At 51.7% G+C, this 17896-nt stretch carries 14 protein-coding genes and 1 tRNA gene; 11 read left to right on the top strand and 4 right to left on the bottom strand.

The window, feature by feature from the left end; genetic code table 11:
* Position 1 precedes the first annotated feature (1 nt).
* From GUC46_RS22640 to rpoC, 10 genes are all read left to right on the top strand, one after another.
* Positions 2-77, top strand: a tRNA-Thr gene (locus GUC46_RS22640).
* 118 nt (positions 78-195) lie between these two features.
* A complete protein-coding gene (gene tuf, locus GUC46_RS22635) occupies positions 196-1380 on the top strand; it encodes an elongation factor Tu (protein ID WP_003031109.1) in 1185 nt (394 codons plus the stop codon).
* A 230-nt stretch (positions 1381-1610) separates the two neighbouring features.
* Complete coding sequence (gene secE, locus GUC46_RS22630; RefSeq protein ID WP_003033128.1) at positions 1611-1994, top strand: preprotein translocase subunit SecE; 384 nt, start codon at positions 1611-1613, stop codon at positions 1992-1994.
* A gap of 1 nt (position 1995) precedes the next feature.
* Complete coding sequence (nusG, locus tag GUC46_RS22625) at positions 1996-2541, top strand: transcription termination/antitermination protein NusG (RefSeq protein ID WP_003033125.1); 546 nt, start codon at positions 1996-1998, stop codon at positions 2539-2541.
* Positions 2542-2695: 154 nt separating this feature from the next.
* Positions 2696-3124: a 50S ribosomal protein L11 gene (rplK, locus tag GUC46_RS22620; protein ID WP_003033122.1), complete on the top strand. Its 429-nt coding sequence runs from the start codon at positions 2696-2698 to the stop codon at positions 3122-3124.
* Between the two features lie 3 nt (positions 3125-3127).
* Entirely contained in the window at positions 3128-3835 is a 708-nt protein-coding gene (rplA, locus tag GUC46_RS22615) for a 50S ribosomal protein L1 (protein WP_003033119.1), read from the top strand.
* A 418-nt stretch (positions 3836-4253) separates the two neighbouring features.
* On the top strand, positions 4254-4751 hold the full coding sequence (gene rplJ / locus GUC46_RS22610) for a 50S ribosomal protein L10 (protein ID WP_001207203.1): 498 nt from the start codon (positions 4254-4256) through the stop codon (positions 4749-4751).
* A gap of 66 nt (positions 4752-4817) precedes the next feature.
* Positions 4818-5183, top strand: a complete 366-nt coding sequence (gene rplL, locus GUC46_RS22605) for a 50S ribosomal protein L7/L12 (RefSeq protein WP_003033114.1) — start codon at positions 4818-4820, stop codon at positions 5181-5183.
* A gap of 320 nt (positions 5184-5503) precedes the next feature.
* Positions 5504-9532: a DNA-directed RNA polymerase subunit beta gene (gene rpoB / locus GUC46_RS22600; RefSeq protein ID WP_003033111.1), complete on the top strand. Its 4029-nt coding sequence runs from the start codon at positions 5504-5506 to the stop codon at positions 9530-9532.
* A 76-nt stretch (positions 9533-9608) separates the two neighbouring features.
* A complete protein-coding gene (rpoC, locus tag GUC46_RS22595) occupies positions 9609-13832 on the top strand; it encodes a DNA-directed RNA polymerase subunit beta' (protein ID WP_003033107.1) in 4224 nt (1407 codons plus the stop codon).
* A 111-nt stretch (positions 13833-13943) separates the two neighbouring features.
* On the opposite strand, the gene GUC46_RS22590 is transcribed toward rpoC, so the two are convergent.
* Both GUC46_RS22590 and GUC46_RS22585 read right to left on the bottom strand, forming a co-directional pair.
* Complete coding sequence (locus tag GUC46_RS22590; RefSeq protein WP_003033104.1) at positions 13944-14261, bottom strand: PTS lactose/cellobiose transporter subunit IIA; 318 nt, start codon at positions 14259-14261, stop codon at positions 13944-13946.
* Positions 14262-14265: 4 nt separating this feature from the next.
* Positions 14266-14571: a PTS sugar transporter subunit IIB gene (locus tag GUC46_RS22585; RefSeq protein ID WP_003033102.1), complete on the bottom strand. Its 306-nt coding sequence runs from the start codon at positions 14569-14571 to the stop codon at positions 14266-14268.
* Positions 14572-15662: 1091 nt separating this feature from the next.
* On the opposite strand from GUC46_RS22585, the gene cspG reads away from it, so the two are divergent.
* Positions 15663-15875 carry a cold shock protein CspG gene (gene cspG, locus GUC46_RS22580; protein ID WP_003033098.1) on the top strand — a complete coding sequence of 71 codons (213 nt, stop codon included), beginning with the start codon at positions 15663-15665 and terminating at the stop codon, positions 15873-15875.
* A 119-nt stretch (positions 15876-15994) separates the two neighbouring features.
* On the opposite strand, the gene thiH is transcribed toward cspG, so the two are convergent.
* Positions 15995-17128 carry a 2-iminoacetate synthase ThiH gene (thiH, locus tag GUC46_RS22575; protein WP_130715338.1) on the bottom strand — a complete coding sequence of 378 codons (1134 nt, stop codon included), beginning with the start codon at positions 17126-17128 and terminating at the stop codon, positions 15995-15997.
* A complete protein-coding gene (gene thiG / locus GUC46_RS22570) occupies positions 17125-17895 on the bottom strand; it encodes a thiazole synthase (protein ID WP_057102429.1) in 771 nt (256 codons plus the stop codon). Before thiG ends, thiH begins: the two co-directional genes overlap by 4 nt.
* Position 17896 lies beyond the last annotated feature (1 nt).

Genomic DNA, 17896 nt, shown 5'->3' with positions numbered 1-17896 from the left:
TGCTGATATGGCTCAGTTGGTAGAGCGCACCCTTGGTAAGGGTGAGGTCCCCAGTTCGACTCTGGGTATCAGCACCACTTCACTTCTCCTTCCCGTTTCTCTCTGTTTACTTTTAAAAGCATTCAACAGCTCAGGTATATTGCCTGGTTGATGTGGTGATATCACCGATTTATCCGTGTCTTAGAGGGACAATCGATGTCTAAAGAAAAATTTGAACGTACTAAACCGCACGTTAACGTCGGTACTATCGGCCACGTTGACCATGGTAAAACAACGCTGACCGCTGCAATCACTACCGTTCTGGCTAAAACCTACGGCGGTGCTGCTCGCGCATTCGATCAGATCGATAACGCGCCGGAAGAAAAAGCACGTGGTATCACCATCAACACTTCTCACGTTGAATATGACACCCCGACTCGCCACTACGCACACGTAGACTGCCCGGGCCACGCCGACTATGTTAAAAACATGATCACCGGTGCTGCGCAGATGGACGGCGCGATCCTGGTTGTTGCTGCGACTGACGGCCCGATGCCGCAGACTCGTGAGCACATCCTGCTGGGTCGTCAGGTAGGCGTTCCGTACATCATCGTGTTCCTGAACAAATGCGACATGGTTGATGACGAAGAGCTGCTGGAACTGGTAGAAATGGAAGTTCGTGAACTTCTGTCTCAGTACGATTTCCCGGGCGACGACACTCCGATCGTTCGTGGTTCTGCTCTGAAAGCGCTGGAAGGCGAAGCAGAGTGGGAAGCGAAAATCATCGAACTGGCTGGCTTCCTGGATTCTTACATCCCAGAACCAGAGCGTGCGATTGACAAGCCGTTCCTGCTGCCTATCGAAGACGTATTCTCCATCTCCGGTCGTGGTACCGTTGTTACCGGTCGTGTAGAGCGCGGTATCATCAAGGTTGGTGAAGAAGTTGAAATCGTTGGTATCAAAGAGACTGCTAAGTCTACCTGTACTGGCGTTGAAATGTTCCGCAAACTGCTGGACGAAGGCCGTGCTGGTGAGAACGTTGGTGTTCTGCTGCGTGGTATCAAACGTGAAGAAATCGAACGTGGTCAGGTACTGGCTAAGCCGGGCTCTATCAAGCCGCACACCAAGTTTGAATCTGAAGTGTACATTCTGTCCAAAGACGAAGGCGGCCGTCATACTCCGTTCTTCAAAGGCTACCGTCCGCAGTTCTACTTCCGTACTACTGACGTGACTGGTACCATCGAACTGCCGGAAGGCGTAGAGATGGTAATGCCGGGCGACAACATCAAAATGGTTGTTACCCTGATCCACCCGATCGCGATGGACGACGGTCTGCGTTTCGCAATCCGTGAAGGCGGCCGTACTGTTGGTGCGGGCGTTGTTGCCAAAGTAATGAGCTAATTGCCGAATAACATTTGACGCAATGCGCAATAAAAGGGCATCATTTGATGCCCTTTTTGCACGCTTTCACACCAGAACCTGGCTCATCAGTGATTTTTTTTGTCATAATCATTGCTGAGACAGGCTCTGAAGAGGGCGTTTAGTCCGAAACGCACCAGAGCATTTCGGTTTGGATCGCCTCGCTTACGCGGGGTGAAAATGTTTGTAGAATACTTCTGACAGGTTGGTTTATGAGTGCGAATACCGAAGCTCAAGGAAGCGGGCGCGGCCTGGAAGCGATGAAGTGGGTTGTTGTCGCTGTATTGCTGCTTGTAGCTATCGTTGGCAACTACCTCTATCGTGACATGATGCTGCCGCTGCGTGCGCTGGCCGTAGTGATTCTGATTGCCGCAGCGGGTGGTGTCGCGCTGTTGACAACAAAAGGTAAAGCGACCGTTGCTTTTGCCCGTGAAGCGAGAACCGAAGTCCGTAAGGTCATTTGGCCAACTCGCCAGGAAACATTGCACACCACATTAATTGTGGCTGCGGTTACCGCAGTAATGTCACTGATCCTGTGGGGACTGGATGGTATTCTGGTTCGCCTGGTATCCTTTATCACTGGCCTGAGGTTCTAAGATGTCTGAAGCCCCTAAAAAGCGCTGGTACGTCGTTCAGGCGTTTTCCGGTTTTGAAGGCCGCGTAGCCACGTCGCTGCGCGAATATATCAAGTTACAAAATATGGAAGAGCTGTTTGGCGAAGTCATGGTGCCGACCGAAGAAGTGGTCGAAATCCGTGGTGGCCAGCGTCGCAAGAGCGAACGTAAATTCTTCCCGGGCTATGTACTGGTCCAGATGGTGATGAATGACGCAAGCTGGCACCTGGTGCGTAGCGTGCCGCGTGTGATGGGCTTTATCGGCGGTACATCTGACCGTCCGGCGCCGATCAGCGACAAAGAAGTTGATGCGATCATGAACCGTCTGCAGCAGGTTGGTGATAAACCGCGTCCGAAAACGATGTTTGAGCCAGGTGAAATGGTTCGCGTTAGTGACGGTCCGTTTGCTGACTTTAACGGCGTGGTTGAAGAAGTGGACTACGAGAAGTCCCGCCTGAAAGTCTCTGTTTCTATCTTTGGTCGTGCGACCCCGGTAGAACTGGACTTTGCCCAGGTAGAAAAAGCCTAAACAGCGATCAAAAAAGCGGCGATTTAATCGTTGCACAAGGCGCGAGATTGGAATACAATTTCGCGCCTTTTGTTTTTATGGACCCTGTCCGTAAAACGAATTTAATCACGGGGAGCCTCCTTGAGGCGCTATAACCCAACTAGAGGAATTTAGAATGGCTAAGAAAGTCCAGGCCTACGTCAAGCTGCAAGTTGCAGCTGGTATGGCTAACCCGAGTCCGCCGGTAGGTCCAGCACTGGGTCAACAAGGCGTGAACATCATGGAATTCTGCAAAGCGTTCAACGCAAAAACTGATTCCATGGAAAAAGGTCTGCCGATCCCGGTTGTTATCACCGTTTACGCTGACCGTTCTTTCACTTTCGTTACCAAAACGCCTCCGGCAGCAGTTCTGCTGAAGAAAGCGGCTGGTATCAAGTCTGGTTCCGGTAAGCCGAACAAAGACAAAGTGGGTAAAATTTCCCGCGCTCAGCTGCAGGAAATCGCGCAGACCAAAGCTGCCGACATGACTGGTTCCGACATTGAAGCGATGACTCGCTCCATTGAAGGTACTGCACGTTCCATGGGCCTGGTAGTGGAGGACTAAGAAATGGCTAAACTGACCAAGCGTATGCGCGTGATCCGTGACAAAGTTGATGCAACTAAACAGTACGACATCAACGAAGCTATTGCTCTGCTGAAAGAGCTGGCCACTGCTAAATTCGTAGAAAGCGTAGACGTTGCCGTTAACCTCGGCATCGATGCTCGTAAATCTGACCAGAACGTACGTGGTGCAACTGTACTGCCGCACGGTACTGGCCGTTCCGTTCGCGTAGCCGTATTTGCCCAGGGCGCAAACGCTGAAGCTGCTAAAGCTGCAGGCGCTGAGCTGGTAGGTATGGAAGATCTGGCTGACCAGATCAAGAAAGGCGAAATGAACTTTGACGTTGTTATTGCTTCCCCGGATGCAATGCGCGTTGTTGGCCAGCTGGGTCAGGTTCTGGGCCCGCGTGGCCTGATGCCAAACCCGAAAGTTGGTACTGTAACCCCTAACGTTGCTGAAGCGGTTAAGAACGCTAAAGCAGGTCAGGTTCGTTACCGTAACGACAAAAACGGCATCATTCACACTACCATCGGTAAAGTGGATTTTGACGCTGACAAACTGAAAGAAAACCTGGAATCTCTGCTGGTTGCGCTGAAAAAAGCGAAACCGACTCAGGCTAAAGGCGTGTACATCAAGAAAGTTAGCATCTCCACCACCATGGGTGCTGGTGTTGCCGTTGATCAGTCCGGTCTGACTGCGACTGTGGCGAACTAATATTCGCCTTTACGTGGGCGGTGATTTTGTCTACAATCTTACCCCCACGTTTCTGTTGAAATAAACAGAACTCTATGCGAGTCATTTGAATTGTAGCAAGGCAGCAATTGAGTGAATCGCCGGGAGTGTAGTTAACTACATGACCGGTGTGAACGAGAGCAGCTAACACAGCTACGGTTCAAAGGGCGAAGTCATAGACAAGATTTGTTCGTTGGAGCCTGGCCTATCCAGGCCTCCGTCGAAGACCGCAGGTGTTTCGTAAGAAACTTAATGCCCTGCGTAGACGGTGACAGAACGCTAAGATTATTTCTGATACTCTGGCTTGTTTCTGCTCACCGTATTTAGACGCTCTCTCCGTTGGTGAGAGTGAAGTGAGTTCCGGAACATGAGTTCCGGCAAACATCCAGGAGCAAAGCTAATGGCTTTAAATCTTCAAGACAAACAAGCGATTGTTGCTGAAGTCAGCGAAGTAGCCAAAGGCGCGCTGTCTGCAGTAGTTGCGGATTCCCGTGGCGTAACTGTAGATAAAATGACTGAACTGCGTAAAGCAGGTCGTGAAGCTGGCGTATACATGCGTGTTGTTCGTAACACCCTGCTGCGCCGCGTCGTTGAAGGTACTCAGTTCGAGTGCCTGAAAGACACGTTTGTTGGTCCGACCCTGATTGCATACTCTATGGAACACCCGGGCGCTGCTGCTCGTCTGTTCAAAGAGTTCGCGAAAGCGAATGCAAAATTTGAGGTCAAAGCCGCAGCCTTTGAAGGTGAATTGATCCCGGCATCGCAAATCGATCGCCTGGCAACTCTGCCGACCTACGAAGAAGCAATTGCACGCCTGATGGCAACCATGAAAGAAGCTTCGGCTGGCAAACTGGTTCGTACTCTGGCTGCTGTACGCGATGCGAAAGAAGCTGCTTAATCGCAGTTATCTTTCTCAAGCATCTGCTTACGTATAAACTTATTCTGATTTTCAGGAACAATTTAAATGTCTATCACTAAAGATCAAATCATTGAAGCAGTATCCGCTATGTCCGTAATGGACGTTGTAGAACTGATCTCTGCAATGGAAGAAAAATTCGGTGTTTCCGCTGCTGCTGCTGTAGCTGTAGCTGCTGGCCCGGCTGAAGCTGCTGAAGAAAAAACTGAATTCGACGTAATTCTGAAAGCTGCTGGCGCTAACAAAGTTGCTGTTATCAAAGCAGTACGTGGCGCAACTGGCCTGGGTCTGAAAGAAGCTAAAGACCTGGTAGAATCTGCTCCGGCTGCCCTGAAAGAAGGCATCAGCAAAGACGACGCAGAAGCACTGAAAAAATCTCTGGAAGAAGCTGGCGCTGAAGTTGAAGTTAAATAAGCCAACTTTTCTGGTTGCAGCCTAAGAAATTAGGCTGATGGCTGGTGACTTTTTAGTCACCAGCCTTTTTGCGCTGTAAGGCGCCAGTAGCATTTCACACTGTTTGACTACTGCTGTGCCTTTCAATGCTTGTTTCTATCGACGTCTTAATATACTGCGACAGAGCATCCGTTCTGTGTAAATCGCAATGAAATGGTTTAAGCGTGATAGCAACAGGCATTGCGGAAAGTATTCGATTTTCCGGTCAACAAAATAGTGTTGCACAAACTGTCCCTTCGTCGGACAGATGGGTCGACTTGTCAGCGAGCTGAGGAACCCTAATGGTTTACTCCTATACCGAGAAAAAACGTATTCGTAAGGATTTTGGTAAACGTCCACAAGTGTTGGACATACCTTATCTCCTTTCTATCCAGCTTGACTCGTTTCAGAAGTTCATCGAGCAAGATCCTGAAGGGCAGTATGGTCTGGAAGCAGCTTTCCGTTCCGTTTTCCCGATTCAGAGCTACAGCGGTAATTCCGAGCTGCAATACGTCAGCTACCGCCTTGGCGAACCGGTGTTTGACGTTCAGGAATGTCAGATCCGTGGCGTGACCTATTCCGCACCGCTGCGCGTAAAACTGCGTCTGGTGATCTACGAGCGCGAAGCGCCGGAAGGCACCGTAAAAGACATTAAAGAACAAGAAGTCTACATGGGCGAAATTCCGCTCATGACTGACAACGGTACCTTTGTAATCAATGGTACTGAGCGTGTTATCGTTTCTCAGCTGCACCGTAGTCCTGGCGTCTTCTTTGACTCCGACAAAGGTAAAACCCACTCTTCGGGTAAAGTGCTGTATAACGCGCGCATCATCCCTTACCGTGGTTCCTGGCTGGACTTCGAATTCGATCCGAAGGACAACCTGTTCGTACGTATTGACCGTCGCCGTAAACTGCCTGCGACCATTATTCTGCGTGCACTGAACTACACCACTGAGCAGATCCTTGACCTGTTCTTTGAAAAAGTTGTTTTCGAAATTCGCGACAACAAGCTGCAGATGGAACTGGTGCCGGAACGCCTGCGTGGTGAAACCGCCTCCTTTGACATTGAAGCTAACGGCAAAGTCTACGTCGAAAAAGGCCGTCGTATCACTGCGCGCCACATTCGCCAACTGGAAAAAGACGATATCAAACATATCGAAGTTCCAGTTGAATACATTGCTGGTAAAGTTGCGGCTAAAGACTACGTTGACGAATCTACTGGCGAGTTGATCTGCGCAGCTAACATGGAGCTGAGCCTGGATCTGCTGGCTAAGCTGAGCCAGTCTGGTCACAAGCGTATCGAAACGCTGTTCACTAACGATCTGGACCACGGTCCGTACATTTCTGAAACTGTACGCGTCGACCCAACCAACGATCGTCTGAGCGCACTGGTAGAAATCTACCGCATGATGCGTCCTGGTGAGCCGCCGACTCGTGAAGCTGCTGAAAGCCTGTTCGAGAACCTGTTCTTCTCCGAAGACCGCTATGACCTGTCTGCGGTCGGTCGTATGAAGTTCAACCGTTCTCTGCTGCGCGACGAAATCGAAGGTTCCGGTATCCTGAGCAAAGACGACATCATCGAAGTGATGAAGAAGCTCATCGATATCCGTAACGGTAAAGGCGAAGTCGATGATATCGACCACCTCGGCAACCGTCGTATCCGTTCCGTAGGCGAAATGGCGGAAAACCAGTTCCGCGTTGGCCTGGTACGTGTTGAGCGTGCGGTGAAAGAGCGTCTGTCTCTGGGCGATCTGGATACCCTGATGCCTCAGGATATGATCAACGCCAAGCCGATTTCTGCAGCAGTGAAAGAGTTCTTTGGTTCCAGCCAGCTGTCTCAGTTTATGGACCAGAACAACCCGCTGTCTGAGATTACGCACAAACGTCGTATCTCTGCACTCGGCCCAGGCGGTCTGACCCGTGAACGCGCAGGCTTCGAAGTTCGAGACGTACACCCGACTCACTACGGTCGCGTATGTCCAATCGAAACGCCTGAAGGTCCGAACATCGGTCTGATCAACTCCCTGTCCGTGTATGCACAGACTAACGAATACGGCTTCCTCGAGACTCCGTACCGTAAAGTGACCGACGGTGTTGTAACTGACGAAATTCATTACCTGTCTGCTATCGAAGAAGGCAACTACGTTATCGCTCAGGCGAACTCCAACCTGGATGACGAAGGCCACTTTGTAGAAGATCTGGTTACCTGCCGTAGCAAAGGCGAATCCAGCTTGTTCAGCCGTGATCAGGTTGACTACATGGACGTATCCACCCAGCAAGTGGTATCCGTCGGTGCGTCCCTGATCCCGTTCCTGGAACACGATGACGCCAACCGTGCATTGATGGGTGCGAACATGCAACGTCAGGCGGTTCCGACTCTGCGCGCTGATAAGCCGCTGGTTGGTACCGGTATGGAACGTGCTGTTGCCGTTGACTCCGGTGTTACTGCAGTTGCTAAACGTGGCGGTACTGTTCAGTACGTGGATGCTTCCCGTATCGTTATCAAAGTTAACGAAGACGAGATGTACCCGGGCGAAGCAGGTATCGACATTTATAACCTGACCAAATACACCCGTTCTAACCAGAACACCTGTATCAACCAGATGCCTTGCGTATCTCTGGGCGAGCCGGTTGAACGTGGTGATGTGCTGGCTGACGGTCCGTCCACCGACCTCGGTGAACTGGCGCTGGGCCAGAACATGCGCGTGGCATTCATGCCATGGAATGGTTACAACTTCGAAGACTCCATCCTCGTATCCGAGCGTGTTGTTCAGGAAGACCGTTTCACTACCATCCACATTCAGGAACTGGCATGTGTGTCCCGTGACACCAAGCTGGGGCCAGAAGAGATCACCGCTGACATCCCGAACGTGGGTGAAGCTGCGCTCTCCAAACTGGATGAATCCGGTATCGTTTATATCGGTGCGGAAGTGACCGGTGGCGACATTCTGGTTGGTAAGGTAACGCCGAAAGGTGAAACCCAACTGACGCCAGAAGAGAAGCTGCTGCGTGCGATCTTCGGTGAGAAAGCGTCTGACGTTAAAGACTCTTCTCTGCGCGTGCCAAACGGTGTTTCCGGTACGATTATCGACGTTCAGGTCTTTACTCGCGATGGCGTAGAAAAAGACAAACGTGCGCTGGAAATCGAAGAGATGCAGCTGAAGCAGGCGAAAAAAGACCTGTCTGAAGAACTGCAGATCCTCGAAGCTGGCCTGTTCAGCCGTATCTACGCTGTGCTGGTTTCCGGTGGTGTTGAAGCTGAGAAGCTCGACAAACTGCCGCGCGACCGCTGGTTAGAACTCGGCCTGACCGACGAAGAAAAACAGAATCAGCTGGAACAACTGGCTGAGCAGTACGACGAACTGAAACACGAATTCGAGAAAAAACTCGAAGCGAAACGCCGTAAAATCACTCAGGGCGACGATCTGGCACCGGGCGTGCTGAAGATTGTTAAGGTTTATCTGGCGGTTAAACGTCGGATCCAGCCTGGTGATAAGATGGCAGGTCGTCACGGTAACAAGGGTGTAATCTCTAAGATCAACCCGATCGAAGATATGCCACACGATGCTAACGGTACGCCGGTAGATATCGTACTGAACCCGCTGGGCGTACCATCGCGTATGAACATCGGTCAGATCCTTGAAACCCACCTGGGTATGGCTGCAAAAGGTATCGGCGATAAGATCAACGCCATGCTGAAACAGCAGCAGGAAGTCGCGAAACTGCGCGAATTCATCCAGCGTGCTTACGATCTGGGTTCAGATGTTCGTCAGAAAGTTGACCTGAATACCTTCAGTGATGAAGAAGTTCTGCGTCTGGCTGAAAACCTGAAAAAAGGTATGCCGATCGCAACGCCGGTATTCGACGGTGCGAAAGAGTCTGAAATCAAGGAACTGTTACAGCTGGGTGGCCTGCCGACTTCCGGTCAGATCACACTGTTCGACGGTCGTACCGGTGAGCAGTTCGAGCGCCAGGTTACCGTTGGCTACATGTACATGCTGAAACTGAACCACCTGGTTGATGACAAGATGCATGCGCGTTCTACCGGTTCTTACAGCCTGGTTACTCAGCAGCCGCTGGGTGGTAAGGCGCAGTTCGGTGGTCAGCGCTTCGGGGAGATGGAAGTGTGGGCGCTGGAAGCATATGGCGCAGCATACACCCTGCAGGAAATGCTCACCGTTAAGTCTGATGACGTGAACGGTCGTACTAAGATGTATAAAAACATCGTGGACGGCAACCATCAGATGGAACCAGGCATGCCGGAATCCTTCAACGTACTGTTGAAAGAGATTCGTTCGCTGGGTATCAACATCGAGCTGGAAGACGAGTAACTCTCGATCAAACAGGTCACTGGTGCTGGCGTAACAGCCAGCGCCAGATTGTGCTAACTCCGACGGGAGCAAATCCGTGAAAGATTTATTAAAGTTTCTGAAAGCGCAGACTAAAACCGAAGAGTTTGATGCGATCAAAATTGCTCTGGCCTCGCCAGACATGATCCGTTCATGGTCTTTCGGTGAAGTTAAGAAGCCGGAAACCATCAACTACCGTACGTTCAAACCTGAACGTGATGGCCTTTTCTGCGCCCGTATCTTTGGGCCGGTAAAAGACTACGAGTGCCTGTGCGGTAAGTACAAGCGCCTGAAACACCGTGGTGTGATCTGTGAGAAGTGCGGCGTTGAAGTGACCCAGACCAAAGTACGCCGTGAGCGTATGGGCCACATCGAGCTGGCGTCTCCGACTGCTCACATCTGGTTCCTGAAATCTCTGCCGTCCCGTATCGGTTTGCTGCTTGATATGCCGCTGCGTGATATCGAACGCGTACTGTACTTCGAATCTTATGTGGTTATCGAAGGCGGTATGACTAATCTGGAACGTCAACAGATCCTGACTGAAGAGCAGTATCTGGACGCGCTGGAAGAGTTCGGTGACGAATTCGACGCGAAGATGGGTGCGGAAGCAATCCAGGCCCTGCTGAAGAGCATGGATCTGGAGCAAGAGTGTGAAACTCTGCGCGAAGAGCTGAACGAAACCAACTCCGAAACCAAGCGTAAGAAGCTGACCAAGCGTATCAAACTGCTGGAAGCCTTCGTACAGTCTGGCAACAAGCCAGAGTGGATGATCCTGACCGTTCTGCCGGTTCTGCCGCCAGATCTGCGTCCGCTGGTTCCGCTGGATGGTGGTCGTTTCGCAACGTCGGATCTGAACGATCTGTATCGTCGCGTTATCAACCGTAACAACCGTCTTAAGCGTCTGCTGGATCTGGCTGCGCCGGACATCATCGTACGCAACGAAAAACGTATGCTGCAGGAAGCGGTTGACGCCCTGCTGGATAACGGTCGTCGCGGTCGTGCGATCACCGGTTCTAACAAACGTCCTCTGAAATCTTTGGCCGACATGATCAAAGGTAAGCAGGGTCGTTTCCGTCAGAACCTGCTCGGTAAGCGTGTTGACTACTCCGGTCGTTCTGTAATCACCGTAGGTCCATACCTGCGTCTGCATCAGTGCGGCCTGCCGAAGAAAATGGCACTGGAACTGTTCAAACCGTTCATCTACGGCAAGCTGGAACTGCGTGGCCTGGCCACCACCATCAAAGCCGCTAAGAAAATGGTTGAGCGTGAAGAAGCTGTCGTTTGGGATATCCTGGACGAAGTTATCCGCGAACACCCGGTACTGCTGAACCGTGCACCAACACTGCACCGTCTGGGTATCCAGGCATTTGAACCGGTACTGATCGAAGGTAAAGCTATCCAGCTTCACCCGCTGGTTTGTGCGGCATATAACGCCGACTTCGATGGTGACCAGATGGCTGTTCACGTACCGCTGACGCTGGAAGCCCAGCTCGAAGCGCGTGCGCTGATGATGTCTACCAACAACATCCTGTCTCCGGCGAACGGCGAACCTATCATCGTTCCGTCTCAGGACGTTGTATTGGGTCTGTACTACATGACCCGTGACTGTGTTAACGCCAAAGGCGAAGGCATGGTGCTGACTGGCCCGAAAGAAGCTGAGCGTATCTATCGCGCAGGTCTGGCCTCTCTGCATGCGCGCGTTAAAGTGCGTATCACTGAATACGAAAAAGATGAAAACGGCGAATTCGTTGCGCACACCAGTCTGAAAGACACGACCGTTGGTCGCGCCATTCTGTGGATGATCGTACCGAAAGGTCTGCCTTTCTCCATCGTTAACCAGGCGCTGGGCAAGAAAGCTATCTCCAAAATGCTGAACACCTGTTACCGCATTCTGGGCCTGAAGCCGACCGTTATCTTCGCTGACCAGACAATGTACACCGGCTTTGCTTATGCAGCGCGTTCAGGTGCATCTGTTGGTATTGATGACATGGTCATCCCAGAGAAGAAACACGAGATCATCTCTGAAGCGGAAGCTGAAGTTGCTGAGATCCAGGAGCAGTTCCAGTCTGGTCTGGTAACCGCGGGCGAACGCTATAACAAAGTTATCGATATCTGGGCTGCGGCGAACGATCGTGTATCCAAAGCGATGATGGATAACCTGCAAACCGAAACCGTTATTAACCGTGACGGCGTAGAAGAGCAGCAGGTTTCCTTCAACAGCATCTACATGATGGCCGACTCCGGTGCGCGTGGTTCTGCAGCACAGATTCGTCAGCTGGCCGGTATGCGTGGTCTGATGGCGAAGCCAGATGGCTCCATCATCGAAACGCCAATCACCGCGAACTTCCGTGAAGGTCTGAACGTACTCCAGTACTTCATCTCTACTCACGGTGCGCGTAAAGGTCTGGCGGATACCGCACTGAAAACAGCGAACTCCGGTTATCTGACTCGTCGTCTGGTCGACGTTGCGCAGGACCTGGTTGTTACTGAAGACGATTGCGGCACTCTGGAAGGCATCACCATGACCCCGGTTATCGAGGGTGGTGATGTTAAAGAGCCGCTGCGCGATCGCGTTCTGGGTCGTGTAACTGCTGAAGACGTTCTGAAGCCGGGTACGGCGGATATTCTGGTTCCACGCAACACGCTGCTGCACGAACAGTGGTGTGACCTGCTGGAAGAGAACTCCGTTGACTCCGTCAAAGTCCGTTCTGTTGTATCTTGTGACACCGACTTTGGTGTATGTGCGCACTGCTACGGTCGTGACCTGGCGCGTGGCCACATCATCAACAAAGGTGAAGCAATCGGCGTTATCGCGGCACAGTCCATCGGTGAACCGGGTACACAGCTGACGATGCGTACGTTCCACATCGGTGGTGCGGCATCTCGTGCGGCAGCTGAATCCAGCATTCAGGTGAAAAACAAAGGTAGCATCCGTCTGAGCAATGCGAAGTCGGTTGTGAACTCCAGCGGTAAACTGGTTATCACCTCACGTAACACCGAACTGAAACTGATCGACGAATTCGGCCGTACCAAAGAAAGCTATAAAGTGCCTTACGGCTCCGTTATGGCGAAAGGTGATGGCGAACAGGTTGCTGGCGGCGAAACCGTAGCAAACTGGGATCCGCACACCATGCCGGTTATCACCGAAGTGAGTGGTTTCGTCCGCTTCACTGACATGATCGACGGCCAGACCATTACTCGTCAGACCGACGAGCTGACCGGTCTGTCTTCCCTGGTGGTTCTGGATTCTGCAGAGCGTACTGCGGGTGGTAAAGACCTGCGTCCGGCACTGAAAATTGTTGATGCTCAGGGCAACGACGTTCTGATCCCAGGCACCGATATGCCTGCTCAGTACTTCCTGCCGGGTAAAGCGATTGTTCAGTTGGAAGATGGCGTACAGATCAGTTCTGGTGACACCCTGGCGCGTGTTCCGCAGGAATCCGGCGGTACCAAGGATATCACCGGTGGTCTGCCGCGCGTTGCTGACCTGTTCGAAGCACGTCGTCCGAAAGAGCCGGCAATCCTGGCTGAAATCAGCGGCATCATTTCCTTCGGTAAAGAAACCAAAGGTAAACGTCGTCTGGTTATCACCCCGGTAGACGGTAGCGAACCGTACGAAGAGATGATTCCGAAATGGCGTCAGCTCAACGTGTTCGAAGGTGAACGTGTAGAACGTGGTGACGTTGTTTCCGACGGTCCGGAAGCGCCGCACGACATCCTGCGTCTGCGTGGTGTGCATGCTGTAACTCGTTACATCGTTAACGAAGTTCAGGACGTATACCGTCTGCAGGGTGTTAAGATTAACGATAAACACATCGAAGTTATCGTTCGTCAGATGCTGCGTAAAGCCACCATCGAAAGCGCTGGTAGCTCCGACTTCCTGGAAGGCGAGCAGGTTGAATACTCCCGCGTCAAGATCGCTAACCGCGAGCTGGAAGCGAACGGCAAAGTGGGTGCAACCTTCTCCCGCGATCTGCTGGGTATCACCAAAGCGTCTCTGGCAACCGAGTCCTTCATCTCTGCAGCATCGTTCCAGGAAACCACGCGTGTCCTGACCGAAGCCGCTGTTGCAGGTAAACGTGATGAACTGCGCGGTCTGAAAGAGAACGTAATCGTGGGTCGTCTGATCCCGGCAGGTACCGGTTACGCGTACCACCAGGATCGTATGCGCCGTCGCGCAGCGGGCGAACTGCCAGCTGCACCGCAGGTGACTGCTGAAGATGCGTCTGCCAGCCTGGCAGAACTGCTGAACGCAGGCCTGGGCGGTTCTGACAACGATTAATCGTTGCCGACCATAATAAAAAACCCGCTTCGGCGGGTTTTTTTATGTCCAGGTTTATTTCTGATGGCGCTTATCAGGTCTACGAGGCTACGAAGCCATCCGGCAGTGTCATTAATTTACCGGCGGTAACCGCCGATAAAGCTCAATCATATCTCCCGCCAAATCCTGAATCACCATCGCGTTCATCAGGTGATCCTGCGAATGGACGGTGATGAGATTAACCGGTAGCTTGCCGGTTCCTTCGTCAATTCCGATCAGCTGGGTCTGGATTTTATGCGCTTGTTTAACGTACTCGCGTGATTCCGTCATCGCTTGTTCTGCACCGGAGAAATCACCTTTACGCGCCAGTTGCAATGCCGTCAGGGCCTGGCTGCGTGCAGCGCCAGCGTTTACCAATAACTCCATGATGATCGTTTCTAACTCTTCCATACCATCACTCCAGTAGTTTCAGCGCCTTGTCCAGTACCGCATCGCCTTTCATCATGCCGTAATCCATCATGTCTATAACGGCGACCTTTTTGCCTAGTGGGTCGGCGATCGCCTGTAGCTTGGCCTGTTCATACTTAACTTGTGGACCGAGCAAAACGATATCCGCTGTAGCGATATTCTCTTCAAACTCGGCCACCGGGACGGCTTTGATAGTGACGTCGACGCCTTTTTTCTGGGCGGCATCTTTCATCCTTTGCACCAGCATGCTGGTGGACATTCCGGCGGCACAGCATAAAACGATGTTTTTCATAAGCAGTCTCGATCAACATGTGTGAGTTGATAATTATCGCGAGCCAGCTATAGCAACAACTGCTTTGCAACGATTGTGTGCAAAGCATCACAAAGAAATCCGCTTTTTCTGAAACCGGTTACAAAAAGAGGCCAAACCCTGCGATCTGGACCGGGACTAGCGGCTTTTTGACTCGCTTATCACATGCTGGAATATATAATTACTGTCAATAAAGACATGTTATAAAAAACAGTATTGACAGCGTTTTTTAAACCCGTATGTTAATACTTAACAGCGGAGAAATTGTAGTTTGCTGTTAACGTAGTAAGTGTTAGTAGAGCTTGATTGGGGTTTGCGATAAAGGCCACGAAGTATTTTTTGTATGGGATAGTCGATGCTGAAAACGCTATTTTTTCACCTCGACAATGCTTTCAGGCCACGTAGTTGATATATCTAATCGCAAAAAATCAGTAAAACGCGACGATGTAACGCCATGATTTAATAGTAATTGTTCGTGATTTCTGCTTTTTGGTTATCACGAGGGAAATAAGGCAACGCATCAAAGAGTATATGTTGCGAGGGGAAGTGTACTTGTTTAGGTCACCAGCCTTGAGTTCTATTATCAAGCGGGTGGAATGTGTTTAACGGTAAATAGAGGAAAGCTTTAGTTAGTATCAAAATCCAATATTATCTGTAGTAAACGTGTACATTTTAAAGTAGTACCATCAGCAGTATTAAATCGTTAAGTTTATTAATGTTAAATTTGAAGTGTGTAGTAACGTAAAGCCCTGACTGCAATAGTCGGGGCTTTTGTTCATTGTAGATCAAGCTGTTATCCAGGATGCTTAGCCGCGTTGGTTCAACATTGCATCACTCAGTGGGTATTAAAAAAATTAATGCTTGCTTAATGATTAGAAGTAGGTCTACTATAGCTGCATCGGTTTGGAACACAGACCTTATGCAAGCAGTTTTAGTAAAGCAGTTCTCAGTTCAAGCGTTATCCTCAGATACTCTTCTTCATGAGCCTCCTCCTAAGTGCCCCATAAGTTTATTTCTGCAAAACAGGCCATCTTCGCTGCATAAGCGGCTCAAAAACATGAAAGGAAGTATCTATGTCTAACAAAATGACTGGTTTAGTAAAATGGTTTAACTCTGATAAAGGCTTCGGCTTTATCACTCCTCAGGACGGTAGCAAGGATGTGTTTGTGCATTTTTCCGCTATCCAGAGTAACGATTTTAAAACGTTAGACGAAGGTCAAAAGGTGGAGTTCTCCGTGGAGAATGGCGCTAAAGGCCCGTCTGCTGTTAACGTTGTCGCGCTGTAAACGCCGATAATTTCACGAAGGCTTACGATAGCGATGAAGGCCAGAGCCCGAGCAGTTAAGCACCAGTGAAGAAAAAACCCGCGAAAGCGGGTTTTTTTGTTTATGCGATAGCGTTGGGCTTAGGGCATCTGTGCCGCGCGTCCCAGATAGCTGTCCCAGTCTTTCCACACGGGCTGTAATCCCTGCGCCATCAGTGCTTCAGCAACGGCTTCCGGGCGACGATCGTCGTGCGGGGAGAACTGTTCCAGTTCGGGGGGGTTATCGGCATAACCACCGGGCTGGGTTTTTGAGAAGGCGCTGACGTTGTTGATTGCCAACGGGATCACATGGTCACGAAACCATGGCGATTCGCGGGTGGAGAGCGACAGCTCAATTTCTGGTGCCAGTAAACGAAACGCGCAAATGGTCTGGACCAACTGTCGCTCATCCATGATCGATGCAGGCTCAACGCCTCCGGTGCATGGGCGCAGGCGAGGGAAGGAGATAGAGTAGCGGCTCTGCCAGTAATGCTGCTGCATCCACAGCAGATGTTCAGCTACCATATAGCAGTCAACCCGCCAGCTGTCGGACAAACCAATCAACGCGCCAAGACCGATTTTGTCGATCCCTGCGCGGCCCAGCCGGTCCGGCGTTTCCAGTCGCCAGAAGAAATCCTGCTTTTTCCCCTTCAGATGGTGGCGGGCGTAAATCGCCTCATGATAGCTCTCCTGATACACCATCACGCCATCCAGCCCCAGCGTCTTCAGCTCCGCATATTCAGCCTCTGACAGCGGCTGTACTTCCATCTGTAAAGAGGCAAACTGTCGGCGAATGACAGGCAAATGGCGACGAAAGTAATCCATCCCCACTTTGGCCTGATGTTCACCGGTGACCAGTAGCAGATGCTCAAAGCCCAGCTCACGGATAGCCGCACACTCACGTTGTATCTCATCTTCGTCCAGCGTTTTGCGTTTGATACGGTTGCTCATCGAAAAACCGCAGTAGGTGCAGTCGTTGGCACAAAGGTTGGAGAGATACAACGGCACGTAAAAGCTCACCGTGTTGCCAAAACGCTGGCGGGTGAGCTTCTGCGCCCGCTGTGCCAGCGGCTCCAGATAGTCGGCGGCGGCAGGCGAGAGCAGCGCCATCAAATCATCGCGGCTAAGCTGCGAAGCGTTGAGGGCGCGTTCCACGTCAGCGGCGGTTTTCCCGTTGATACGCAGGCGGATGTCGTCCCACTCCAGCTGTCGCCAGCGGTCGGTGAAGGTATTCATGCCAGTGCCTCCAGAAATCCCGTCAACGGGCTGGTGGCCTGCGCGAGCGAGCTTTTGCTGCCGGGGACGGCCTGGCGCGCCAGAAGGCCCGCTTCAACCGCCAGACGGAAAGCGGTGGCCATCATCACCGGATCGTCCGCCACGGCAATCGCCGTGTTGACCAACACCGCGTCAGCGCCCATTTCCAGCGCCTGCGTCGCATGGCTGGGCACGCCGATCCCGGCGTCGACCACCACTGGCACAGTGGCCTGTTGGATAATAATCTCCAGCATCGCTTTGGTTTCCAGCCCCTGGTTAGAGCCGATAGGTGCGCCGAGCGGCATCACCGCCGCGCAGCCCACGTCTTCCAGCCGCTTGCACAGTACCGGGTCCGCACCGCAGTAGGGCAGCACCACAAAGCCCTGTTTCACCAGTGCTTCGGCAGCTTTTAGTGTTTCAATCGGATCCGGCAATAGCCAGCGGGCATCTGGGTGGATTTCTAATTTCAGCCAGTTTGTGCCCAACGCTTCACGCGCCAGTTGGGCGGCGAAAATCGCCTCTTCAGCGGTTTTCGCTCCGGAGGTGTTAGGCAGCAGCGTCACGCCCGCGTCGATAAGCGGGGCCAGAATGGCATCGTTATGCTGGCGCAAATCCACGCGCTTCATGGCCAGCGTGACCAGCTGGCTGCCGGAGGCGCGAATCGCCTCGACCATCAGCTGCGATGAGGCAAATTTTCCGGTACCGGTGAACAGATGTGAATCAAACGTTTTGTCGGCAATACGTAACATA

This window comes from Citrobacter sp. LUTT5 (assembly GCF_009905315.1).
GTDB lineage: Bacteria > Pseudomonadota > Gammaproteobacteria > Enterobacterales > Enterobacteriaceae > Citrobacter > Citrobacter freundii.
This window is presented reverse-complemented; position numbering and strand designations above follow the sequence as displayed.